The sequence below is a fragment of the Flavobacterium sp. genome (assembly GCF_035292545.1).
Taxonomy (GTDB): domain Bacteria; phylum Bacteroidota; class Bacteroidia; order Flavobacteriales; family Flavobacteriaceae; genus Flavobacterium.
This window is the reverse complement of record NZ_DATDPV010000067.1, coordinates 67,506-92,523: the sequence shown is the minus strand read 5'-3', so window position 1 is coordinate 92,523 and position 25,018 is coordinate 67,506. Positions and strand designations below refer to the sequence as shown.

At 34.3% G+C, this 25,018-nt stretch carries 26 protein-coding genes; 24 read left to right on the top strand and 2 right to left on the bottom strand.

Going from position 1 to position 25,018, the window contains the following annotated elements; all coding sequences use genetic code 11:
* Positions 1–6: 6 nt before the first annotated feature.
* The 6 genes from lpxA to VI621_RS11460 all read left to right on the top strand — a co-directional run bounded on the left by lpxA (position 7) and on the right by VI621_RS11460 (position 4,188).
* Entirely contained in the window at positions 7–792 is a 786-nt protein-coding gene (lpxA, locus tag VI621_RS11485) for an acyl-ACP--UDP-N-acetylglucosamine O-acyltransferase (protein WP_324218532.1), read from the top strand.
* Positions 793–850: 58 nt separating this feature from the next.
* Positions 851–1,417 (top strand): elongation factor P, encoded by a 567-nt coding sequence (gene efp, locus VI621_RS11480; protein WP_324218531.1) that lies wholly within the window; start codon positions 851–853, stop codon positions 1,415–1,417.
* A gap of 6 nt (positions 1,418–1,423) precedes the next feature.
* The gene (locus VI621_RS11475; protein ID WP_324218530.1) at positions 1,424–2,353 is read left to right on the top strand and encodes a UDP-3-O-(3-hydroxymyristoyl)glucosamine N-acyltransferase; all 930 of its coding nucleotides are present in this window, start codon (positions 1,424–1,426) and stop codon (positions 2,351–2,353) included.
* 3 nt (positions 2,354–2,356) lie between these two features.
* Positions 2,357–2,719 (top strand): nuclear transport factor 2 family protein, encoded by a 363-nt coding sequence (locus VI621_RS11470; RefSeq protein ID WP_324218529.1) that lies wholly within the window; start codon positions 2,357–2,359, stop codon positions 2,717–2,719.
* 96 nt (positions 2,720–2,815) lie between these two features.
* Positions 2,816–3,688: a succinate--CoA ligase subunit alpha gene (sucD, locus tag VI621_RS11465; protein WP_324218528.1), complete on the top strand. Its 873-nt coding sequence runs from the start codon at positions 2,816–2,818 to the stop codon at positions 3,686–3,688.
* Between the two features lie 71 nt (positions 3,689–3,759).
* Positions 3,760–4,188 (top strand): hypothetical protein, encoded by a 429-nt coding sequence (locus tag VI621_RS11460; protein WP_324218527.1) that lies wholly within the window; start codon positions 3,760–3,762, stop codon positions 4,186–4,188.
* 67 nt (positions 4,189–4,255) lie between these two features.
* Here the strand turns inward: VI621_RS11460 and VI621_RS11455 are convergent, their stop codons facing one another.
* Complete coding sequence (locus tag VI621_RS11455) at positions 4,256–5,440, bottom strand: cytochrome-c peroxidase (protein ID WP_324218526.1); 1,185 nt, start codon at positions 5,438–5,440, stop codon at positions 4,256–4,258.
* Between the two features lie 197 nt (positions 5,441–5,637).
* Here VI621_RS11455 and fabG point away from each other — a divergent pair, with 197 nt between their 5' ends.
* Positions 5,638–6,384 carry a 3-oxoacyl-[acyl-carrier-protein] reductase gene (gene fabG / locus VI621_RS11450; protein ID WP_324218525.1) on the top strand — a complete coding sequence of 249 codons (747 nt, stop codon included), beginning with the start codon at positions 5,638–5,640 and terminating at the stop codon, positions 6,382–6,384.
* 14 nt (positions 6,385–6,398) lie between these two features.
* A complete protein-coding gene (locus VI621_RS11445) occupies positions 6,399–8,426 on the top strand; it encodes a hypothetical protein (protein ID WP_324218524.1) in 2,028 nt (675 codons plus the stop codon).
* On the opposite strand, the gene VI621_RS11440 is transcribed toward VI621_RS11445, so the two are convergent.
* Positions 8,427–9,158, bottom strand: coding sequence for a YoaK family protein (locus VI621_RS11440; RefSeq protein ID WP_324218523.1), 732 nt, complete (start codon positions 9,156–9,158; stop codon positions 8,427–8,429).
* Positions 9,159–9,398: 240 nt separating this feature from the next.
* On the opposite strand from VI621_RS11440, the gene VI621_RS11435 reads away from it, so the two are divergent.
* The 16 genes from VI621_RS11435 to hisF all read left to right on the top strand — a co-directional run bounded on the left by VI621_RS11435 (position 9,399) and on the right by hisF (position 25,007).
* Complete coding sequence (locus VI621_RS11435; RefSeq protein ID WP_324218522.1) at positions 9,399–9,824, top strand: thioredoxin family protein; 426 nt, start codon at positions 9,399–9,401, stop codon at positions 9,822–9,824.
* Between the two features lie 7 nt (positions 9,825–9,831).
* Positions 9,832–10,815 (top strand): FAD:protein FMN transferase, encoded by a 984-nt coding sequence (locus VI621_RS11430; protein ID WP_324218521.1) that lies wholly within the window; start codon positions 9,832–9,834, stop codon positions 10,813–10,815.
* 3 nt (positions 10,816–10,818) lie between these two features.
* Positions 10,819–11,028, top strand: coding sequence for a DUF4266 domain-containing protein (locus VI621_RS11425; RefSeq protein ID WP_324218520.1), 210 nt, complete (start codon positions 10,819–10,821; stop codon positions 11,026–11,028).
* Positions 11,029–11,030: 2 nt separating this feature from the next.
* Positions 11,031–12,344, top strand: coding sequence for a DUF3570 domain-containing protein (locus VI621_RS11420; protein ID WP_324218519.1), 1,314 nt, complete (start codon positions 11,031–11,033; stop codon positions 12,342–12,344).
* A 33-nt stretch (positions 12,345–12,377) separates the two neighbouring features.
* On the top strand, positions 12,378–13,040 hold the full coding sequence (locus VI621_RS11415) for a response regulator transcription factor (protein ID WP_324218518.1): 663 nt from the start codon (positions 12,378–12,380) through the stop codon (positions 13,038–13,040).
* A 7-nt stretch (positions 13,041–13,047) separates the two neighbouring features.
* Positions 13,048–14,427, top strand: coding sequence for a sensor histidine kinase (locus VI621_RS11410; protein WP_324218517.1), 1,380 nt, complete (start codon positions 13,048–13,050; stop codon positions 14,425–14,427).
* A gap of 168 nt (positions 14,428–14,595) precedes the next feature.
* Positions 14,596–16,548 (top strand): LTA synthase family protein, encoded by a 1,953-nt coding sequence (locus VI621_RS11405; RefSeq protein ID WP_324218516.1) that lies wholly within the window; start codon positions 14,596–14,598, stop codon positions 16,546–16,548.
* 86 nt (positions 16,549–16,634) lie between these two features.
* The gene (locus VI621_RS11400) at positions 16,635–17,753 is read left to right on the top strand and encodes a VIT1/CCC1 transporter family protein (protein WP_324218515.1); all 1,119 of its coding nucleotides are present in this window, start codon (positions 16,635–16,637) and stop codon (positions 17,751–17,753) included.
* Positions 17,754–17,813: 60 nt separating this feature from the next.
* Positions 17,814–18,326 (top strand): hypothetical protein, encoded by a 513-nt coding sequence (locus VI621_RS11395; RefSeq protein WP_324218514.1) that lies wholly within the window; start codon positions 17,814–17,816, stop codon positions 18,324–18,326.
* Between the two features lie 247 nt (positions 18,327–18,573).
* Positions 18,574–19,431: an ATP phosphoribosyltransferase gene (gene hisG / locus VI621_RS11390; RefSeq protein WP_324218513.1), complete on the top strand. Its 858-nt coding sequence runs from the start codon at positions 18,574–18,576 to the stop codon at positions 19,429–19,431.
* Between the two features lie 16 nt (positions 19,432–19,447).
* Positions 19,448–20,737, top strand: coding sequence for a histidinol dehydrogenase (gene hisD / locus VI621_RS11385; protein ID WP_324218512.1), 1,290 nt, complete (start codon positions 19,448–19,450; stop codon positions 20,735–20,737).
* The gene (gene hisC / locus VI621_RS11380) at positions 20,730–21,770 is read left to right on the top strand and encodes a histidinol-phosphate transaminase (RefSeq protein WP_324218511.1); all 1,041 of its coding nucleotides are present in this window, start codon (positions 20,730–20,732) and stop codon (positions 21,768–21,770) included. The genes hisD and hisC overlap by 8 nt, the downstream gene beginning before the upstream one ends.
* Positions 21,770–22,909, top strand: a complete 1,140-nt coding sequence (hisB, locus tag VI621_RS11375) for a bifunctional histidinol-phosphatase/imidazoleglycerol-phosphate dehydratase HisB (protein WP_324218510.1) — start codon at positions 21,770–21,772, stop codon at positions 22,907–22,909. Before hisC ends, hisB begins: the two co-directional genes overlap by 1 nt.
* Positions 22,909–23,496 carry an imidazole glycerol phosphate synthase subunit HisH gene (gene hisH / locus VI621_RS11370; RefSeq protein WP_324218509.1) on the top strand — a complete coding sequence of 196 codons (588 nt, stop codon included), beginning with the start codon at positions 22,909–22,911 and terminating at the stop codon, positions 23,494–23,496. Before hisB ends, hisH begins: the two co-directional genes overlap by 1 nt.
* A 7-nt stretch (positions 23,497–23,503) precedes the next feature.
* Complete coding sequence (gene hisA / locus VI621_RS11365; RefSeq protein WP_324218508.1) at positions 23,504–24,244, top strand: 1-(5-phosphoribosyl)-5-[(5-phosphoribosylamino)methylideneamino]imidazole-4-carboxamide isomerase; 741 nt, start codon at positions 23,504–23,506, stop codon at positions 24,242–24,244.
* A gap of 7 nt (positions 24,245–24,251) precedes the next feature.
* Positions 24,252–25,007 carry an imidazole glycerol phosphate synthase subunit HisF gene (gene hisF, locus VI621_RS11360; RefSeq protein ID WP_324218507.1) on the top strand — a complete coding sequence of 252 codons (756 nt, stop codon included), beginning with the start codon at positions 24,252–24,254 and terminating at the stop codon, positions 25,005–25,007.
* Positions 25,008–25,018 lie beyond the last annotated feature (11 nt).

Genomic DNA, 25,018 nt, shown 5'->3' with positions numbered 1-25,018 from the left:
TAAATTATGAATCAACCCTTAGCATACGTTCATCCCGGCGCAAAAATCGCCAAAAATGTAGTCATAGAGCCATTTACTACCATTCATAATAACGTTGTTATTGGAGACGGAACCTGGATAGGATCCAATGTAACCATCATGGAAGGCGCAAGAATAGGAAAAAATTGCAATATATTTCCAGGAGCTGTTATTTCGGCTGTACCCCAAGATTTAAAATTTGGAGGCGAAGACTCATTGGCTATTATTGGAGACAATACAACCATTAGAGAATGCGTTACCATTAACAGAGGAACTATTGCTTCCGGGCAAACTACCATTGGTAAGAATTGTTTAATCATGGCAACCGCGCATATTGCACACGATTGTCATATTGGCGACAATGCTATTATTGTTAATGGTGTTGCTCTTGCAGGACACGTTATCGTTGGGAAATATGCTATTATTGGAGGTTTGGCAGCTATTCATCAGTTTATTCACATTGGCGATCATGCTATGATTTCCGGGGGTTCATTGGTAAGAAAAGATGTTCCGCCATTTACAAAAGCAGCAAAAGAACCTTTATCATACGTAGGAATTAACTCCGTTGGATTAAGAAGAAGAGGTTTTTCGACTGAAAAAATCAGGGAAATACAAGAAATTTATAGAATTCTGTATCAAAAAAATTACAATACAACCCAAGCAATTGGCATCATTGAAGCAGAAATGGAAGCAACTCCTGAGCGTGATGAAATTTTGGATTTTATCAGAAATTCTTCAAGAGGAGTAATGAAAGGTTATACAGGAAATTATTAAAAAGTCAATAATTTTATTTTTGACAATTAACAAAACAACGAATTAAAAAAACATCAAAATGGCATCTACATCAGATATTAAAAACGGATTGTGTATTAAATACAATAATGACATATACAAAATCATTGAATTTCTTCATGTTAAACCGGGAAAAGGACCAGCATTTGTTAGAACAAAATTAAGAAGTCTTACTAACGGAAAAGTTTTGGACAATACTTTTTCTGCCGGACATAAAATTGAAGAAGTAAGAGTTGAAAACCATAAATTTCAATTTTTATATCCAGAAGGCGATTTATTTCATTTCATGAATACAGAAACTTTTGAACAAATCTCTTTGAATAAAAACATTCTGGATTCACCAGATTTATTAAAAGAAGGAGAAAACGTAATGGTAAGTATAAATACCGAAACTGATTTACCTCTTTCGGTAGATATGCCAGCATCTGTTATACTTCAGGTTACTTATGCAGAGCCAGGAATAAAAGGAAATACAGCTACGAATGCTACAAAATCGGCAACGGTTGAAACCGGAGCAACAGTAAACGTTCCATTGTTTATCAATGAAGGGGATAGAATTAAAATCGATACAACATCAGGTTCTTATATGGAGCGTGTGAAAGAATAGTTATTTATGAAATTTCCAAAAGTCTATTCTTTACAAGAAATTGCCAAAATGCTCAATTGTGAGTTTGTTGGCGACAAAAATTTTTCGATTCGCGGGATGAATGAAATTCATGTTGTCGAACACGGAGATATTGTTTTTGTTGATCATCCAAAATACTATGATAAGGCATTGCAATCGGCGGCGTCTATTGTTTTAATTAATAAAAATGTAGATTGTCCCGAAGGAAAAGGGCTTTTAATTTCTGATGATCCTTTTAGAGATTTCAATAAATTGACACAATATTTCAGGCCTTTTCAGTCTTCAAATACTTCAATTGCTGATTCAGCCAGGATAGGCGAAGGGACTGTAATTCAGCCAAATACTTTTGTTGGAAACAATGTGGTCATTGGGGTAAATTGTCGGATTCATTCCAATGTTTCAATTTATGACCATACCATAATTGGTGATAATGTGGTTATTCACGCAGGAACCGTTCTTGGTGCGGATGCTTTTTATTATAAGAAACGCCCCGATGGTTATGATCAATTGATTTCCGGAGGAAGAGTGGTTATCCAGAACAATGTTGGTATCGGCGCACTTTGTACAATTGACAAAGGTGTTACTGGCGATACCACTATTGGAGAAGGAACCAAAATCGATAATCAGGTTCATGTAGGCCACGATACCGTAATTGGGAAAAATTGCCTGATTGCTTCGCAAACCGGAATTGCAGGCTGTGTGATCATTGAAGATGATGTGACGCTTTGGGGTCAAGTCGGAACAACAAGTGGAATTACCATTGGTGAAAAAGCTGTAGTTTTAGGACAAACAGGAGTTACAAAATCTATTGCAGGCGGAAAAACCTATTTTGGAACACCGGTGCAAGAATCACGTGAGAAATTGAAACAGTTGGCCAATATTAAGAAAATCCCTGAAATTCTAAGTAAATTGAAATAAAATATGACTGCTAAAGAACTTGTTCAAAATTTTTACCAATCCGATGCGCTTGTTAATAGTGAATTGATGAAATCCTATTTGCATCCGGAAATTATTTTGGATTGGAATAGCAGTAAAGGATTTATTCAAATGAAATCTGATGATATTGTAGCATTATCGAATGAACTTAGTATTGCTTATTTAGATTCGAAAATTGAAATCAGTCATATTCTCGAAGAGGAAAATTTAGTTTCTGTGCGTTATTCTCATTTTGTAAAAACGATTGAAAATCCGAGAGAAGAAATGTTATTGGCTCATTTCATTGTAATATGGGAGGTCAAGGAAGGTAAATTATTCCGAGGGTACCAAATGAGTCAGTTGTCTTAAATTTATCAAATATAAAGTTTGAAAAAACTTTACAATTAGGTATCAAAACCTTACTTTTGCAGCACAATAATCAAAATATAATTTAATATATATATCATGAGTGTTTTAGTTAATAAAGATTCTAAAATAATTGTTCAAGGATTTACAGGAAGTGAAGGAACTTTTCACGCTTCTCAAATGATTGAATACGGAACGAATGTTGTTGGTGGTGTTACTCCGGGTAAAGGTGGAACAACTCATTTAGACCGTCCGGTTTTCAATACAGTAAAAGATGCTGTAGAACAAGCAGGGGCTGATACGACTATCATTTTTGTACCGCCGGCTTTTGCAGCTGATGCAATTATGGAAGCGGCTGACGCAGGTATCAAAGTAATCATCACGATTACAGAAGGTATTCCTGTTGCCGATATGATTAAAGCAAATGAATATATTAAAAGCAGAAATTGTACCTTAATCGGGCCAAACTGTCCAGGTGTAATTACACCGGGTGAAGCTAAAGTTGGTATCATGCCAGGTTTTGTTTTCAAAAAAGGAACGGTTGGAATTGTTTCTAAATCAGGAACATTAACTTACGAAGCTGCTGACCAAGTAGTAAAACAAGGATTAGGAATTACAACAGCTATCGGAATTGGTGGAGATCCTATCATTGGAACTACAACAAAACAAGCCGTTGAATTGTTGATGAATGACCCGGAAACCAAATGTATCGTTATGATTGGTGAAATCGGTGGTCAATTGGAAGCTGATGCTGCAAAATGGATTAAAGCAGACGGAAACCGTAAACCAGTTGTTGGTTTTATTGCTGGTGAAACTGCTCCAAAAGGAAGAACAATGGGTCACGCCGGTGCAATTGTTGGTGGTGATGATGATACGGCAGAAGCTAAAAAACGCATCATGAAAGAATGTGGAATTCACGTTGTGGATTCTCCAGCTGAAATTGGTAAAAAAGTAAAAGAAGTTTTAGGTTAATCTAAAACCTAAGATAAAATCTAATACCTCACGGTTTTCGTGGGGTATTTTTTTAAATTAAAAGAGATAAAATGTATAAAGAGTTAAAAAAATTCAAAGTCAACAATAGTTTTACTTTCACCACTGATGATAGTTTGGAAGAAGTATGTAACGCATCCGAAACCGGAAGTGGTATTTTCCTTGTTTATGCTGTTGATGGAGAAGAGAAAGAATTGATCATGGTAAGTTCTACCGGAACAGTTCAAAACGACGGAACCTTAAAAAGCAAAAATGGCGGATTGCACGACAAAATCGTAAACGGGCACCAGTTTGCAAAAACAGGAAGAAAATATTCTTGGCCGGCACAAATGAAATTAGAAAATATCGAAAGATTAGAAGTGCTTTGGTTTGAAACTTTCAATGATAAAGTAAAAGCAATCCCAACATTTGTAGAAGGACAAATTTTACAAAATTTCTTGGATGAAACTGGGAAATTACCAAGATGGAATGTGGCATTCTAGAGAAATCTAAAACTATATTTATTATATTAAAAAAGCTCCACAAATTGTGGAGCTTTTTTAGTTTCATTTAAAAAGGACTTGACCATTTTGCATCAACATAGACATTCGAGCCGGATAATGTTTTTATAAAAGCGATTAAAGCATTCACCTCCGTTGCATTTAAATTTAATTGCTGACCAATGCCATTAGGCCTCAGTCTTGGATCAAGATTTGTATTTCCAGGCGCTAAATTGATTGTTCCATAATGCCCGATTGTATTTTGTACTGTAGCAAGATTTCCAGTATGCATCATCGGACCATTTGTTGTTCCGTCTTGTTTGACCAGATCTCTCAATGATGGTGCGCGGGTATTGGTAATATCAATTCCTGTTCCATTCAAAGTACCAATTATTCCATTGTTACCTGTGTTTGGGTCAATATCAAATTCTGGTGCAGCATGACACCCTGCACAACCCACACCGCCACCAGTCCTGGAACTGGCTGCATTAAAAACCGGAGGTGCCAAAAATAAATTTTTACCTAGATTTTCTTGTGCTGTAAAATTAGAAAAGGGCTGATTATCATTTGCCGTCAAGGCTCTTCCCGCATCATATTTAGAATCAAAAGATTGAATACTTCTTACAAATTGAGCTAAAGCCGTTTGAATTTTAGATTCGGTAATTTCTTCGGAACCATAAACAAATTTGAATAGTTCTTTATAATAGCCAATGGTACTGAGTTTAGTTATTAAAATACCAAAAGCCGGATCACCATTAGCACCACTAAATCCCATTTCTCCATGATCTTTGATTGGCATCGTGGTTTGTAATTCTAAAGACAAAGCTCTTTCGTCCCAAAAGAATTTAGATTCATTAGCAAATCTGGTATTGATTAAACGCATGGAATGTCTTGTTGTAGTTCCGTTTACACCATCGCTGACAACAGCCAAATCACTAAAGGCATTTGCCTGAACATGGCAATTTGAACAAGAAATGGTATTGTCAGATGATAAATTTTTGTCATAAAAGAGAACTCTTCCTAATGTTGCCCCTTTATCGGTTACAGGATTTAAAATGGAATTGTCCTTAGTGATATAAGTCGGAATAAATTGTGTAGCATAATTATCCAGATTACCTAAATCTAAACTGCTTCCAAAAGTCGCTTCAACATTCGGATATAAATTGGTAGGTAAGTTTTCATAATTGTTATCATCTTTGTTACATGAGGTCAAAAAGAAATAAATTCCGCCTAATAACATAATTTTTTTTATCATAATTAGCTGGTTTTGGTTGGTTTTTTTAATGGTTTGATTGATATGACTTGAATTAATTTAAATGGTTTAATTGAAATAATTTAAATTTTCTATTTTTTGAAAAATCTTTAAAAAAAATGTATAAACTGTAAACTACAAACTACAAACAATTTCTATATTTGTTTCCAATTTCTAACGAATCAAACTTAAACAATAATATGAAATTACTAGAAGGGAAAGTAGCCATAATAACAGGCGCAAGCCGCGGAATTGGAAAAGGAATTGCCGAAACTTTTGCAAAACAAGGAGCAAACGTAGCCTTTACTTATAGTTCATCTGCCGAATCAGCAATGGTGCTTGAAACCGAATTAAACGCTTTAGGAATTAAAGCCAAAGGATATCAATCAAATGCAGCTGATTTTAATGAAGCACAAACTTTAGTAGATGCCGTAATCGCTGAATTTGGAACAGTGGATATTTTAATCAACAATGCTGGAATTACCAAAGACAATTTATTAATGAGAATGTGCGAAGAAGATTTCGATAAAGTAATCGAAGTTAACTTAAAGTCGGTTTTCAATATGACCAAAGCTATTCAAAAAACATTTTTGAAAAAACGCTCCGGTTCAATCATCAATATGAGTTCCGTAGTCGGAGTGAAGGGAAATGCGGGTCAGACCAATTATGCTGCTTCAAAAGCGGGTGTTATTGGATTCACAAAATCGGTAGCCCTTGAATTAGGTTCTCGTAATATCCGTTGTAATGCCATTGCGCCAGGATTTATCGAAACTGAGATGACAGCAAAACTAAACGAAGATGTTGTACAAGGCTGGAGAGAAAGTATCCCGTTGCGTCGTGGCGGAACTGCCGAAGATGTGGCTAATGCCTGTCTTTTCTTTGCTTCTGATATGAGTACTTACGTTACTGGTCAGGTTATGAATGTTGATGGAGGAATGTTGACATAAAACTAAAAAGGTAAATGACTACAGCTGCTATTTTATTGATTGTACTTTCTTTAGTTGCAGCATTTGCATTGTCATTTTATCAATATTTTTATAAAGCCAAAAACAAGTCAAAAGTGTACTTGTTTTTGGCTTCTTTGCGTTTTTTATCAGTTTTCGGAATTTTATTGTTATTAATTAATCCAATCATAACAAAGAAAACGTTTGAAATTGTGAAAACACCATTGCCGATTGTAGTAGACAATTCGAGCTCAATAGTGGACTTAAAAGCCAATCAAACGGCATTTGAAGTGTATGAAAAATTAGTGTCAAATAAGGCTTTGCAGGAAAAATTTGATATTGCTTCATTTCAATTTGACAATGACTTTGAGCTTTCTGAAAAATTTGATTTCAAAGGAAGTCAGTCCAATTTCGAAGAAGTTTCAAAAAATCTAAAAAGTATCTACAAAAACAAAACTTATCCAACGGTTTTGATTACCGACGGAAACCAGACTTCGGGAAATGATTATGTATATAGTTTTGACTCTAATAATAAAGTATATCCTTTGGTATTAGGAGATACTACCACATTTTTAGATTTAAAAATCAATCAGCTGAATGTCAATAAATACGCTTTTCACAAGAATAAATTTCCCGTAGAAGTGTTTTTAAATTATTCAGGAACCAAAAGCATTACCGCAAATTTCAGTATTTCACAAGGAAATTCAGTTTTGAACAAACAAAGTATTTCTTTTTCGCCATCAAAAAAATCGGCAATTATCAATGTTTTGCTTCCGGCAAATAATGTGGGTTTGCAAATTTTTAAAGCATCTGTCTCTTCCAAAGAACCAGAAAAAAACACCTATAATAATACCAAGAATTTCGCAGTAGAAGTGATCGATCAAAAGTCAGAAATTGCAATTGTATCTGCTATAAATCATCCTGACATTGGAGCTATTAAACGTGCGATTGAAACTAATGCGCAACGTAAAGTAACTATTGTTAAACCAAACCAAATCAAATCATTACAAGATTATAATGTTTTAATTTTATACCAGCCAACAAATGAATTCAAATCTGTTTTTGAAAATAACAAAACAGCCGGGATTAACGCTTTTATCATAACCGGAACCAACACAGATTTTGCTTTTTTGAACCAACAACAAAGCAATTTGGTTTTCAAAATGAGCAGTCAAAAAGAAGATTATTTGGCGGATTTCAGTTCTCAGTTCAATCTCTTTGCAACAGACAATATTGGTTTTGAAAATTTCCCGCCATTGCAAAATGCATTTGGAACGGTTACGACCAATGGCAATGTTGATGTTTTATTATCTTCCAGAATTCGAAATATTCCCACGAATGCTCCATTATTGGCTTATGCAGAGAATCAAGGCAAACGGACGGCTTTTCTTTTGGGAGAAAATATTTGGAAATGGCGTTTACAAAGTCATTTAGACCATCACTCGTTTGAAAAATTCGATGTTTTTTTGGATAAAACCATTCAGTTTTTGGCTTCCAGTAATTCCAGAAAAGCGCTGGTTGTTAATCATGAGAGTTTCTATAATTCTGGAGAAGCGATTGAAATCACGGCACAGTATTTCAACAAAAATTACGAATTTGATGAAAAAGCGCGTTTAACAATCTCGTTAACCAATAAAGATACCAAACAAACCAAAAACTACGATTTGTTGAAAGGGAATAACACTTTTAAAGTTAATCTTGATGGACTTACAGCCGGAAAATACAATTTTACCGTAAAAGAATTGACTTCCAAAACAACATATAACGGTTATTTTGAAGTGTTGGATTTTGATATTGAAAAGCAATTCGTAAATCCGGATTTGATTAAATTAAATCAATTAACTGCCCAAACACAAGGAAAAACATATCTTCCGAATCAAATAGAAGGTCTGATTAAGAGTTTATTGGAAAACAACAGTTATACTGCAACTCAAAAAGAAATAACCACAAAAACCCCACTGATAGATTGGACCTTATTGTTAGTTCTTTTGGCTGTTTTACTGGCATCGGAATGGTTCATTAGAAAATACAACGGCATGTTGTAATTAATGATGCGATTTTTTTCTTCGGGTAACCAAATATTTAAATCGGATAGTATCATAAAATAGTGCTATTATCAGAAAAAATGCCGCCACTAAAAGCGTTTTTATTTCTATTATCTGATAAATAAACCCTCCTGAAACACAACCAATAAAGAAAAAAGTAATTATAGAAAGACGTAAAAAAATACTGGTCTTCAATTTTTTTGTTTCCTCTTCTTTTTTATAAAAAAACAATTGAGACAATTCAATTCCCAAATCGGTAAAAAGCCCGGTTAAATGGGTAGTTCTTACAGTTGATTGCGATATTTTCGTCACTAAAGAATTTTGGATTCCCATAGCAAAAAGCATGGAAAATGCAATAAATTGTCCGCTAAAGTTAGTTAAATCGGCTTGTATTCCAAAAAAACCAATAACCAATAATACTATGATTTCTAAAGAAATAGGAGCAACATGAGAAAATTCAGGGGAAATTCTCAGCATATATTCGGATAGAAAACTGGATGTAAAGGATCCTATTAAAAAAAATACAGTAAAAACAAAAAAGGTTAATGCCGCTGAATAATTGTGAACCAATAACTCTTCTGCAAAAAAAGCGAAATGTCCGGTTACATTCGTGGTGAGTGTTTTTACGGCTAAAACACCTGTAACGTTTACAATTCCCGCAACAAAAGACAGTAATGTTGCCAGACGTAAATTATGACTAAAGGTTCTGTTTTTTCCTTTGTGGCGAAACATAGTATGATTTTTCTAAATATATTAAAAAGAACTCAAAATAAAAAAATGATACTGCAAAAATAGCCAAAAATGAACCATTACTTTAGATAAAGCTATTCCTAGATTTTTTTTAAATTTAACTAAAATTAATATTAGCTTAAATTCGTAGTAGCATAAATTCTTTTATCAATAAAACCAATAACTTTACTTCTTAAATAAAAAAACAGATTTTTATTTTTTTAAAATATTTATTGTAAAAGCATGAAAAAAATAATGGTATATGTGTTTCTTTTATTGGGAACACTTGGTTACTCTCAGGATTGGAAAACTAATTTTGATGAAGCAAAAAAAGAAGCAACTGAACAAAACAAAAAGATTCTTTTGGTCTTTTCTGGGTCTGATTGGTGTGCACCATGCATCAAACTAGATAAAAATGTTTGGCAATCTGAAGTTTTTAGAACTGAAAGCAAAAGTAAGCTAATTTTGTTAAAAGCAGATTTCCCTAAGAAAAAAGCCCACTTGCTTTCTGCCGAATTAACGGAAAGCAATAAAAAATTAGCAGAAAAATATAACAAAGAGGGAAATTTTCCATTGGTTGTCTTATTAGACAAAAACGGAAAAGTCATCAGTATGACTGGTTACAAGAATGTCTCTGCCGAAGAATACCTGAAATTATTAATGCTTTAGAAAATAAATGAAAAAAATCATCCTGTTTACAATATTGTTTCTTTCAATTTATGCTTCGGGACAAGTAGTTCACAAACGCAAACTGGCAATGCTTGGCAGCCCTTTCGAAATAACGGTAATTGCCAATGACACGATTCAGGGAAATCAATATGCTAATTTTGCTGTAGCCGAAGTAAAACGCATTGAAAACTTAATTTCCGATTGGATTCCTACCACACAAATTTCAGAAATAAATAAAAATGCCGGCATAAAACCCGTAAAAGTAGATACGGAAGTTTTTGAATTAATTCAAAGAGCCATAAAAATTTCAAAACTTACCAACGGAGCTTTTGATATTTCATATGCTTCAATGGATAAAATTTGGAAGTTTGACGGGAGCATGAAGGAAATGCCATCAGAAGAAGCGATAAAAAAATCAGTAGAGCGAATAGGATATCAAAATATTATTCTTGATGAAAAAGAAAAAACAGTTTTTCTAAAATTACAAGGAATGAAATTAGGTCTCGGTGGTATTGGTCAGGGTTATATTGCTGATAAAGTGAAATTTTTATTGCAAAGTAAAGGTTGCTTATCCGGAATTGTAAATGTTTCGGGAGATATAAATACCTGGGGAAAACAGTTCGATGGGAAGCCTTGGACAGTCGGAATTATAAATCCGATGAACAAAAATAAAGTTTTCGCTACTTTTTCGCTTGAAGACAGTGCGGTTGAAACTTCTGGAAGCTATGAGAAATTTGTTGTTTTCAACGGAAAACGATATTCGCACATCATCGACCCAAGAACGGGTTATCCGGCATCTGGGATTGTAAGTGTTTCTGTCTTTGCAAAGCAAACCGAAATTGCAGATGCGCTTGCTACAGGGATTTTTGTACTTGGCACAGAGGTAGGATTAGATCTAATCAATCAATTAAAAGGAATTGAATGCGTAATTGTTGATGATCAAGGAAAAATCCATTCATCTAAAGGAATTGATATTAAAAAATACGAATAAATTATGAAGAAGCTACTAATTGTCGCTGTGGTATTTTTTGTTTTGCAATCTTGTACTGCTGTCAAAGAATACGAAAAAGAGCGGATTAATGATCCCGAAATGAAATTGGCATCCAAATCTTCTGAACGCTTCGAAACTAATTTCCAAGTGTATCGCGAAGCTGCTGCTGGAGCTAATGGTGGTAAAACAGGTGGAGGCTGCGGCTGCAATTAATTATGAAAAAATTACTTTACCTATCAATTTTTATTTCATTTTCTGTTTTTGCACAGGAAAAAGATAGTACTGCCGTTACTTTTAAAAAACGTGTTTTAGAAAGTACCGAAGTGGACTTCTTGGTTAGTTACTACAAACAGGATGGCGAACATTCGGCAGTGGCAGGAGGAAGGGGAAAAGAAAATCTAACCGATATCACGCCAACTATTGTAGTTACAATGCCGTTAAGCGAAGATGATGTTTTAACCGTCGATGCAGGTATTTCAGCCTATACATCAGCTTCTTCAAGTAATATTAATCCCTTTGACACAGACAATCCAACCCCATGGCAAGCCAGCTCAGGGGCTTCTATGCAAGATGTTTTAACATCATTAAGTGTCAGTTACAGTCATCGTTCCGACGATAGAAATACCATATATACAGGGCATGGTTCCGGTTCTATTGAATATGATTATTCTTCCATAGGCTTTGGCGGCGGAATTGTGAAATTATTTAATGATAAAAACACAGAAGTCGGCATTTCTGCAAATGTGTATTTAGATACTTGGAAGCCAATTTATGCAAAAGAATTACATGATTTTTCGGATAACGGCAATAATTTAAACGGCGGCATTTTTGATGATTTTACAATTACGGGAAACACCGATTATAATCCTTCAAGATTTACTATGTTCGGTAAGAAAAACAGAAACTCTTATGCCTTGTCATTCTCTTTTTCGCAAGTGATTAATAAAAAATTGCAGGGATCTATTTTCTTTGATGTTTTACACCAGCAAGGTTTATTGTCAACACCTTACCAGCGTATTTATTTTGCCGATGTTGCTAATTCTTATATTCAGGACTTTCAGTTGGCTGATGACATTGAACGTTTGCCAGATACGCGTTTTAAATTGCCAATTGGCGCACGTTTGAATTATTATATCAATCAGCAATTTTTGTTACGAACGTATTACCGTTTTTATTCAGATAATTGGGGAATCCAATCGCATACCGGAAGTTTAGAATTACCAATTAAAGTTTCTGACCGTTTTACTGTTTTTCCAATGTATCGCTATTATACCCAAGTTGCTTCCAAATATTTTGCACCTTATGAAGCGCATCTATCAACAGAGCAATATTATACTTCCGATTATGATTTATCTAAATTTGACAGCCATCAATATGGTTTCGGTGTAACTTATACTGATATTTTTACAGGAAGTAAAATTTGGAGATTTGGTATAAAAAATATTGATTTCCGATTCAATCATTATCAAAGAAGTGATGGTTTAAAAGCTAATATTGTTTCTGCAGGAATCAAATTTGTTTTGCAATAAAGCGTTTTATATTTTTAAAATTCCAAAAGAATCATGCATATATTAATTGTAGAAGACGAAGCCGGTATTGTTCAATTCCTCCAACAAGGTTTGGAAGAAGAAGGCTATCAGATTACCAGCGCTTCTGATGGTTTAAAAGGATTTGAATTAACTCAAAAAGAAAGCTTTGATCTGATTTTATTAGATTGGATGCTGCCCAAAATGACGGGTTTAGAACTTTGTAAAGCCATCCGGTTAAAAAACACGACTACTCCGATTATTTTTCTGACCGCAAAAGATACCATACAGGAAACGATTGAAGGGTTAAAAGCCGGAGCCAACGATTATATCAAAAAACCATTCAGTTTTGACGAATTGGTGGAGCGCATTAAAATTCATTTTAGGGATCAGAAAGAAGACGAAATACTTACCCTTGGTACCATTGAAATTCATAATGCCCAGCATCAGGTATTTGTGAATGGAAGTGAAGTTTCATTAACCCAGCGTGAGTTTGAACTGTTAAGCTATCTGGTTAAAAATAAAGGAAAAGTATGCACCAGAACTCAAATTATCGAGGATGTCTGGCACATCCATTTTGAATATGATACCGGTGTCATTGATGTTTTTATGAATGCAATTCGTAAAAAATTAAATTTAAAAATTGAACAAGACTATATAAAAACAATTCGTGGTGTAGGCTATATTGCTAACGACTAAATAGAAAATGCAACAACTTTCCTTTAAAAATAGAATCGCGTCAAATTACATAATCACTACAGCTTTATTGATTTTTGTAGTTTTCTTTGTGATCTATTCCATTGTTAAATTTAGTGTTTACAGTCATGTTAATAATGACATTAATAGTGAAGTTGAAAAACATTTATCAGAAATAGAAATTGAAGGGAATCATTTCCATCTGACACATGAAGAGGAATGGAGAGAAAGGGAGCATAATACTATTGATGTAAACCCCGTTTTTATCCAATTTTTGGATGATAATAAAAAAATTGTTGAAAAATCTCCCAATCTAAAAAAGCTAAAATTAAAATTTCATCCGGAAATGGATGATAATATGCTGTTTGATACTGAATTTGTAAATAAAACCATCCGACAAATCCAAGTTCCAATTTATCATAAAACAAAAATTATTGGATATATCATTGTTGCTATGTCATTAGAAGATTCATCTATGGTTCTTCATAATTTATTCGAAGTACTAATCATTGCCTATCCTTTAATTCTTATTGTACTTTTCCTGATTGCCCGATTCATTGTTGGAAGAAGTATCAAACCCATTAGCTCCATCATTGAAACCTCAAATATCATTACGAAAGACAATCTGAAATCCAGAATTCCATTACCGCAAAATCGGGATGAACTTTATATTCTTTCTCAAACCATCAATAATTTATTAGATCGGGTGGAAACCGCCATTGAAAGAGAAAAACAATTCACTTCTGATGCCTCACATGAATTAAGAACTCCGCTGACCGTAATCAAAGGAACCCTCGAAGTGTTGATTAGAAAGCCTAGAAATCATGCTGAATATGAGGAAAAAATCAACTTTTGCATAACGGAAGTCAATCGGTTGAATCATCTGGTGGATCAATTGCTTTTATTGGCAAGATTTGAGAATCAAAAGCAAAGCCTTAAAATGGAAAAAGTCTATTTGAACGCTACCATTTTGGATACCATTTCTCGCTATTCAAATGTAATTCAATCTAAAAACATTCAGGTAGTCACAGAATTCGTAACAGATTATTATGCAGTCACCGATAGTTATTTATTTTCTATTATCATTAATAATTTGGTTTCAAACGCCTTAAAATACTCTAATGAAAATAGCACTTTAGCTATCAATATTACCAATGTTGACAACAAAATGGAATGCCGTATAACCGATACCGGAATTGGCATTTCCACGGAAGATTTAGAAAGGATATTCGACCAGTTTTATCGCTCTAATTCAACGGAACATCCTGAAATTAAAGGAACCGGGTTGGGTTTGTCTATTGTTAAAAGATTGTGTTCCTTATTAAATATAGACATTAAAATTTCCAGTCAGGAAAATATTGGAACCACCGTTATTTTAAGCTTACACTAACTAGTTGTTATTTAATTGTTCAATATTCATTTTTAGCTTTTAAAAATTATTGTCATGAAAAAAATATTTGATTAGATAAAACAAAGTAAATAATGACAAACAACCGGAAGTAATTCATCTTCAGTTTAAAAGATTAGCATATTTTTACAAAAAAATAATTTTCTCTTAATGAAAAAAATATCATTCCTAAAACCCGTATTTAGTTTTCTAATTATTGGATTACTTATAACCACTTTAAGTAGACTTTTTCTATTTATTTTATTTAAAGACAGGGTTTTAGAAACAGAAAATTTTTGGTATATCTTTCCCATTGGTTTAAGAATGGATTTAATTCTGTTCAGTTACCTGCTTTTACTTCCGACAATTTTGATTACGGTATTGTCCGATACTTTGTTAAAAAAAATGAGGTGTTTTTTTAACATCTATTTTATTTTTTTCCTGGTTGCGATATTCTTGTTTGAACTTGCCACGCCTAACTTTATCAGTCAATACGATACCAGACCAAACAAATTATTTATCGATTATCTGATTTATCCAAAAGAAGTAATAGGAATGCTTTACAAAAGTTTTCTGCCCTCGATAATAGCCACAATTGCATTACTTGTCGGATTGTCTTATGTTTTAATTAAATTCAGAAAAAGACATTTCGGTATGCAATTTACCGAGTATAAAACCAAAATGATGCTGTTTCCATTAATCGCATTTATGCTTTTTTTGGGTGCCCGTTCGAGTCTGACTTCAAAAAGACCAATTAATGCCAGTAATGCCGTTTTTTCAATGGATCAGCTGACAAACTGTTTAGGGTTGAACTCTTTTTATACCGTTGCATTTGCATTGTACTCTATAAAAAATGAAGGAGATTCTGAAAAAATGTACGGAAAAATGGATCATCAAGAAGCCATTTCGAGAGTAAAAAAATACATGAATGTTGATGAAAATGATTTTATCGATAAAGACATTCCATTGCTCCATACTCAAAAATCAGAAACGCAATTGGAGCAACCTTATAATATCGTAATTATCCTCGAAGAAAGTTTGGGTGCGGAATATGTGGGAAGTTTAGGAGGATTGCCGTTAACACCGGAGTTTGATAAACTTACAAAAGAAGGTTTGCTGTTTACCAATTTATATGCAACTGGAACACGCAGCGTTCGCGGAATTGAAGCTGTAGTCACCGGTTTTTTACCCTCACCATCGGAAAGTGTGGTGAAATTGAATAATTCCCAAACAGAATTTTATACGATTGCCAGTTTGTTAAAAGAGAAAGGTTATGACACCAGTTTTATTTACGGGGGAATGGTAAATTTTGATAATATGGGCGCTTTTTTTAACGGAAACGGATTTGATAATATTATTGATGAGGAAGATTTCGACCCAAAAGAAAGTGTCTTTCATGCAACTTGGGGTTGGTCCGACGAAGATTTAATGGTTAAGGCAAATAATTATTTCAAATCAAAAAAAGAAAAACCATTTGTATCATTAGTGTTTTCTTCCTCCAATCACGAACCATTTGAATATCCTGAAGGAAGAATTAAATTGCATGACAAACAAAAGAATACGGTTAATAATGCTATGAAATACGCCGATTTTTCAATTGGCAAATTTTTCGAGTTGGCTAAAAAAGAAGCTTATTACAAGAATACCATTTTTATAGTCATTGCCGACCACAATACCAGAACTTACGGAAAACATCTGGTGCCAATTCATAAGTTTCATATTCCGGCATTAATCATCGGACCCAATATTCCGAAAGGAGAAAAATATAATAAATTATGCAGCCAGATAGATATTCAACCAACGATTTTAAGTAAAATCGGAATGGCGGTCACAACTCCAATGCCAGGAAGAAATTTGTTTAAATTACCCGAACAGGTAAAAGGTCGCGCCATAATGCAATTTCACGACATCAATGCCTTCAGAGTCGGCGATGAAGTAATCATTATGCAGCCAAACAAAGCGCCATTGCAATTTCAGGTTTTCAATGATACCGTATTTACACCGGTAAAGCTTGATAATGAATTTGCAAAAGATGCTCTGGGACACGTTGTTTCCGCTTCCTATTTATATAAAGAAAGAAAATACAAATTGAATAAAAAAAAGGTTTACTTAAGTCAATTTTAAGGCTTCGCATGTTTGTAATAGTATGATTTAGACTACCTTTATTTCAAATTAAATCAGATTATTTATTGATTTTAAATAAATGAATTATGGATTTGAATAAATTAAAGAATCAACTGCAAACCGAAGTTGACACTGCTTTTTTATATAATAGCATTGCGGCAATTCAATCGGATGATAACTTAAAGCGCGTTTTGCAAAGTTTAGCCGAAATAGAGAATGGCCATGCACAGCACATGCTTGAAAAAGTCATGGGTTTTGAACCCAATTATGTCATGCCTTTGCCTTCATTAAGAGCAAAGTTCCAATTGAAATTAGGTAAGATTTTCGGTTATACTTCCATTATCAGTAGTTTATCAAATATTGAAAAACAATTTGCGGTAAACGCGATAAAAAATAAAATTGAAAAGGGAGAAAAACTAACAGGTTTTGAGCACAACCACCTCAATATTATTGAAGCTGTAAATAGCAACGCAGCGTTGAATGTTTCCGGTGGATTTTTATCAAAATTTGAAAGCCGCCACAAATCTGTCGGCGGAAATGCACTGCGCGCAGCAGTTTTAGGGTCTAACGACGGTTTAGTTTCCAATATGAGTTTGGTCATGGGTGTTGCCGGAGCCGCAGTTTCTAATAATACCATTTTATTGACAGGAATTGCCGGCCTTATGGCGGGAGCAATTTCAATGGCATTAGGCGAATGGCTTTCGGTACAAAGTTCAAGAGAATTAAACCAGCGTCAAATTGAACTGGAGACAGAAGAATTAGAAGCCTCCCCAGAAGAAGAAAAAAAAGAGCTGGTATTGCTTTATCAGGCAAAAGGAATGACTATTACAGAAGCTCAAAAATTAGCGGATAAAGCATTCGAAAATCATCAGACTGCAATTGACGCGATTATTACCGAAGAATTGGGAATCGATAAAGAAGAATTAGGGGGTTCAGCATGGGAAGCCGCAATTGCCTCTTTTATTCTTTTCGCAATTGGAGCCATTATTCCACTGTATCCTTTCATTATTTTAGATGGAAATGATGCCATTTTATTGAGTCTTGCCAGTTGTATTGTCGGGCTTTTCGGAATTGGAGCAGCAATTACATTATTAACCGGTAAAAGCGTTTTGTTTTCCGGTTTTAGACAAGTCACTTTCGGATTGGCTGCCGCAGCAGTAACTTACGGAGTCGGCTCTTTAATAGGGGTTTCATTGGCTGGATAAAGCTCCTTTGATTCAAAAAGTAACATAAAAAATTAGTATTAAACTTTAAATGAAAAAATTATGAACGACGCACATTTACACATGGTGGTAAACCATTTTCCAATCATTGGAACTATTTTTGGACTGGGAATTTTAATTGCAGGATTAATTCTGAAAAACAATTCGATAAAAAATGTTGCCTATATACTATTTGTAGTTGCCGCCATTTTTGGATTTTTGTCAATGAATACAGGTGAAGGAGCTGAAGAAATGGTAGAAGATTTCCCAAATATTGGAAAAAAAATTATCCATGAACATGAAGAATTAGCAGAAAAACTGTCTATTGTATTATATCTTTTAGGAGGTATTTCATTATTAGGCTTATTTTTCAATCTGAAGAATCATGCAAAAGCAAAATTTGTTTCTTTTGCTGCTCTTATTATAGCTGTTGTAGCAGTAATTTTGGGAGCACAAGTTGGAACTACTGGAGGTGAAATTCGTCATACGGAAATAAGAGCAAATGCAGTTCAGAGTGCCGGCGGGGAACAAAATACAGGAGAACAAGCTCAAGGCAAACAAGAAGATGAAGATTAAACAAATCATAAATTTTTAAAAAGAGTTGTTTACTAAATTCTTTTAACGTTACATTTGCATTATTAAAATACGACAAAAAAATGTTTACAATTCAATTACATCACCATCATCATACCTCCGCTCAAGCGAAGTGTTAATGATATGTAAGTAATTCATCATATTTTAAAACCCGTTTGAGTACATCAAACGGGTTTTTTATTTCTCAAATCTTTTGGTGTACTCTTTTTCAAAATAACAAAAAGAAAAAATGAAAACACTCAAAATTGCCATTCAAAAATCAGGACGTCTTAATGAAGACAGTCTGAAAATCTTAAAAGATTGCGGAATTTCCATCAACAACGGAAACGACCAACTCAAAGCAGAAGCCACAAACTTTTCTCTTGAAGTCTTATTTCTAAGAAACTCCGATATTCCACAATATTTAATCGATGGTGTCGTAGATGCTGCCATTGTCGGTGATAATTTATTGGTAGAAAAAGGAAATACAATCCAAATCATTGAAAAATTAGGGTTTTCCAAATGCAAAGTTTCCGTTGCTGTCCCAAAAACATTCGAATACAATTCTATTCAGGATCTGAACGGATTGCGTATCGCCACTTCTTATCCGAATACCGTTCTAAATTATTTCAATGACCGAAATGTGACGGTGGATTTACACCAGATTTCAGGTTCGGTTGAAATTGCCCCCAGTATTGGTTTAGCCGACGCTATTGTGGACATTGTTTCCAGCGGAAGCACCTTATTCAAAAACAATCTGAAAGAAGTGGAAGTGATTCTAAAAAGTGAAGCCGTTCTGGCTGTTTCTCCAAAAATTTCATTTGAAGCAAAAGTAATTTTAGACAAACTGCAATTCCGAATTCAATCGGTTCTTAAAGCGAGAAAATCAAAATACGTTTTGATGAATGTCCCTAATGACAAAATTGAATTAATAAGCCAAATACTTCCGGTATTAAAAAGTCCAACCGTAATGCCATTAGCTGAAGAAGGATGGAGCAGTGTTCATTCTGTAATTAATGAGGACCAGTTTTGGGAAGTCATCGATCAACTAAAAGAAGCCGGTGCCGAAGGGATTTTAGTATGTCCAATTGAAAAAATGGTGCTCTAATAATAACATTTATAAAATGAAAAAAATATATAATCCATCCATAGAAAATTGGTCAGAAATTTTAAAAAGACCGACACCCACTTTTAACGATATTGAAGAAACCGTAAAAGGAATTTTTAAAGAAGTACAAACCAAAGGAGATTCAGCTGTTGCAAAATATACCTCTTTGTTTGACGGAACAACATTAGAGAATATGGAAGTTACGGAAGATGAAATCGAAAAAGCCGCAACATTGATTTCAGAAGAATTGAAGCAAGCCATTCAATTAGCGAAATCAAATATCGAAAAATTCCACGCAGCTCAAAAAACGTCCAAAATAGAAATTGAAACAACCGACGGTGTTTTATGTTGGCAGGAAAAACGTCCAATCCAAAAAATAGGATTGTATATTCCCGGTGGTTCAGCACCTTTATTTTCAACGGTTTTGATGTTAGCTATCCCTGCACAACTGGCCGGTTGTAACGAAATAGTATTGTGTTCGCCACCCGATAAAAACGGAAATATCAATCCAGCCATTTTATACACAGCTGATTTGTGTGGTGTGACAAAAATTATGAAAGTTGGCGGAATTCAGGCCATTGCAGGAATGACTTTTGGAACAGAAACCATTCCGAAAGTCTATAAGATTTTCGGTCCAGGAAACCAATTTGTGACCGTAGCAAAACAGTTTGCTACCCAATTTGGCGTAGCGATTGATATGCCGGCAGGACCAAGTGAATTATTAGTAGTTGCCGATGAAAGTGCCAATCCAAGTTTCGTAGCTTCTGATTTGTTGAGCCAAGCGGAACATGGATCTGATAGCCAGGTAATTTTGGTTTCGACTTCAAAAATATTTATTGACAAAGTGGAACAGGAGATTGAAAGCCAAATAAAACAACTTCCCAGAAAAGAAATTGCTCAAAAAGCAATAGATAACTCGAAGTTGATTTATGTTGAAAACGATGCAATTGCTCTGGATTTAATCAATGAATATGGTCCGGAACACTTCATAATTTGTGTAGAAAACGAAGATTTTTATAGCAATGGTATAGACAATGCAGGTTCAGTTTTCATTGGAAATTTCACTCCAGAAAGCGCAGGTGATTACGCATCCGGAACCAATCATACCTTGCCGACCAATGGTTATGCCAAAAATTACAGTGGGGTGAATCTAGATAGTTTCCTAAAATCAATGACTTTTCAAAAAATATCTAAAAAAGGAATTCAAAATATTGGCCGCACCATTGAAATAATGGCTGAAGCAGAAGGTTTATACGCACACAAAAATGCAGTTTCATTACGATTAAAATCAATAGAAAATGAGTAATTTCAATGTTCAAAATATAACAAGAGAAAATATAAAAATCATGAAATCATATTCATCAGCCAGGGATGAATATAAAGATTTCACTCACAATATGATTTATCTCGATGCCAACGAAAATCCATTTTCTAATGGTGTAAATCGGTATCCGGACCCGCAGCAAAAAAAATTAAAGGACATTTTGTCCAAACAAAAAAAGATAAATGAAAACCAAATTCTGATAGGAAACGGAAGTGACGAAGTTTTGGATTTATTGTTCAGGGCCTTTTGCGAACCCAATAAAGATAATGTAATTACGCTTCCGCCCACGTATGGAATGTATGGCGTTTTGGCAAATATCAATGCAATAGAAAATAAAGAAGTATTATTATCTATTGATTTTCAGCCTAATGTAGATGAAATTATTAAAAAAATAGATTTGTTTACTAAGATTATATTTCTTTGTTCACCCAATAATCCAACAGGAAATTCTTTTGATGATGAATCCGTTTTAAAATTATTAAAGAGTTTCAATGGATTAATTGTAATTGATGAAGCGTATATTGATTTTTCAAAAAATAAAAGTTGGATTGATGAAATGAATAATTATCCTAATCTTGTGATCACGCAAACACTTTCAAAAGCATATGCTATGGCAGGATTGCGAATTGGGATTTTATATGCTTCAGCAGAGATTATCTCAATTTTAAATAAAATTAAACCGCCATATAATATCAATAACTTATCCCAAGAAACCGCAGAAAAAAAATTAGAACAAAACACGTTGCAATTTCAAATAAATAAAATTGTAAATGAAAGACAACGATTGATTAAAAATTTATCCACAATTTCATTTGTAAAAAAGGTATATCCAACAGATGCTAACTTTATTTTGATTAAAGTAGATGATGCAGAGAAGCGATACAATCAACTATTAAACAAAGGAATAGTAATCAGAAACAGAAGCAATCAAGCTTTGTGTGAAAACTGTCTGCGAATCACCATTGGGACAAAAATCGAAAACGAACAACTTATCAATACTTTAAAATTATTGTAATGGCACAAAAAGTTTTATTTATAGACCGCGACGGAACTTTGGTTTTGGAACCCGAAAATTATCAATTGGATAGTTTGTCAAAATTGGAATTTTATCCAAAAGTATTTCAATATTTAGGCAAAATTGCGAAAGAATTGGATTATGAATTGGTAATCGTAACCAACCAGGACGGATTGGGAACGGAAAGTTTTCCAGAGGAAACTTTTTGGCCAACGCAAAACTTTGTATTGAAAGCATTTGAAAACGAAGGTGTCATTTTCAAAAGTATTTTAATAGATCGAAGTTTTCCGAAAGAAAATGCATCAACCAGAAAACCACGTATAGGATTGCTTACTGAATTCATCAATAATTCAAATTATGATTTGGAAAATTCTTTCGTTATCGGTGATCGTTTAACCGATGTGGAGTTGGCTAAAAACTTAGGCTCAAAAGCCATTTTCATCACAGGAAATGAAGCTTTGGGAAGCAGTGAAATCTCTTCAAAAAGAGAAGAATTAGACAAAATAATCGTCCTGGAAACGCTTTCATGGCAAAATATTTATGAGTTTTTGAAATTAGAGAACAGAAGCGCTTCAATAGTTCGTAAAACCAATGAAACCGATATAGCAATCACCGTGAATCTCGATGGAACCGGAAAAAGCAATATCAGCACAGGAATAGACTTTTTTGATCATATGTTAGACCAAATTGCTCGTCACGGTCAAATGGATTTGGATATTCAGGTAAAAGGTGATCTGGAAGTGGATGAACACCATACCATTGAGGATACTGCAATTGCTTTGGGCGAAGTTTTTGCTAAAGCATTAGGAAACAAGCTCGGTATGGAGCGTTACGGATTTTGTCTGCCGATGGACGATTGTTTGGCACAGGTAGCCATCGACTTTGGTGGAAGAAACTGGTTGGTTTGGGAAACGGAATTCAAACGGGAAATGATTGGAAAAATGCCTACGGAAATGTTTTTTCACTTTTTTAAATCCTTTACCGATGGCGCTAAAGCCAATTTAAACATCAAAGCAGAAGGAACCAACGAACATCACAAAATTGAAGCCATTTTTAAAGCTTTTGCAAAAGCTATAAAAATGGCCGTAAAACGGGATGCAGATAAAATGATTTTGCCATCAACAAAAGGAGTACTGTAATGAAAATTGTAATCATAAATTATGGTGCGGGAAATGTACAAAGTGTTCAGTTTGCCTTGCAGCGATTGGGATTTGAAGGAATCCTGAGCAGCGATTGGAAAACCATAAAATCGGCTGACAAAGTGATTTTTCCTGGAGTAGGTGAGGCAAGTACCGCTATGAAAAAATTAATAGAAACCGGATTGGATATCCTTATTCCGACTTTAAAGCAGCCTGTTTTAGGCATTTGTTTAGGGATGCAGTTGCTTTGTAACTCATCCGAAGAAGGAAATATCAGAGGGTTAGGCATTTTTGATGTGGATATTATTAAATTTTCAAAAAAAGTGAAAGTGCCTCAAATGGGTTGGAATACCATTAATACTTTAAAATCGGAACTATTTAAGGGTATAAATGAGAATGAATTCATGTATTTGGTTCATAGTTTTTATGCGCCAAAATGTGCTGAAAGTATCGCTTTTACGGATTATGAAAAAGAATATTCATCCGCTTTGAAGAAAGATAATTTTTATGGTGTACAATTTCACCCGGAAAAAAGCGGAAAAATAGGAGAGCAAATTTTGAGCAACTTTTTAAACATTAAACTTTAAACCAATTATGCGAATAATTCCAGCAATAGACATCATCGACGGAAAATGTGTGCGACTTTCGAAAGGAAATTATGACACCAAAAAAATATACAATGAAAACCCGTTGGAAGTAGCTAAAAATTTTGAAGCCCACGGTATTCAGTATTTACATCTGGTTGATTTGGATGGAGCGAAATCCAGTCAGATTGTAAACCATAAGATTTTGGAACAAATTGCTTCAAATACGACATTAAAAATTGATTTTGGTGGCGGCTTAAAATCGGATGACGACTTGAGAATCGCTTTTGAAAGCGGAGCCAATCAAATTACGGGGGGAAGTATAGCGGTAAAAAATCCAATCCTTTTTAAACAATGGATTGCAAAGTATGGCACAGAAAAAATCATTTTGGGAGCGGATGCTCATAATGAAAAAATTGCGGTTTCAGGTTGGCTGGAAGAAAGTGAAGAAGAGTTGCTTCCGTTTATTCAAAACTATCAAAAAGAAGGCATTCACTATGTAATTTGTACCGATATTGCAAAAGATGGCATGCTCGAAGGCCCTAGCTTTAATCTATATGATAAAATTTTAATGGAAGTTCAAGGAATAAAACTCATCGCTTCTGGAGGGATTTCAACCTTTGACGAATTACCCAGATTATCAGAATTGGGTTGTGAGGGGACCATTATCGGAAAAGCGATATACGAAAACAGAATTTCATTGAAACAACTCGAAAACTTTATAATTACAACGCCGCTCAGGTTTAATTAGATAAAAAATGCTTACAAAAAGAATTATTCCTTGTCTGGATATTAAAAACGGAAGAACGGTAAAAGGCGTTAATTTTGTGGATTTGATTGATGCCGGAGACCCAGTGGAATTAGCACGAAAATATGCAGAAACTGGTGCAGATGAACTCGTTTTTTTGGATATTTCGGCCACGGAAGAACGCCGAAAAACTTTAATTAATCTGGTTCGAAAAGTTGCGGAAACCATTAATATTCCATTTACGGTGGGTGGCGGGATTTCATCGGTCGAAGATGTTTCTATTTTATTGCAAAATGGTGCCGACAAAGTTTCCATTAATTCTGCGGCGATAAAAAATCCTGATTTGATTAATGAATTGGCCAAAGAATTTGGGAGCCAATGTATTGTTCTTGCCATTGATGCCAAACAAATCGAAGGGATTTGGAAAGTACATTTAATGGGCGGAAAAATAGCTACGGAACGCAATCTATTCGATTGGGCAATTGAAGTGGAACAGCGTGGCGCAGGCGAAATCCTGTTTACCTCAATGGATAACGACGGAACTAAAAATGGTTTTGCAAACGAAGCTTTAGCTAAATTATCGGCAATGGTAAATATTCCGATTATTGCTTCAGGCGGAGCAGGGAATATGCAACATTTTACAGATGCATTTCTTGTTGGTAAAGCTGATGCCGCTTTGGCTGCGAGTGTTTTTCATTTTCAGGAAATTGAGATTCCGGAATTAAAACAAGAATTGAGAAAAAACAATATAGCAGTACGATTTTAAATTATAATACT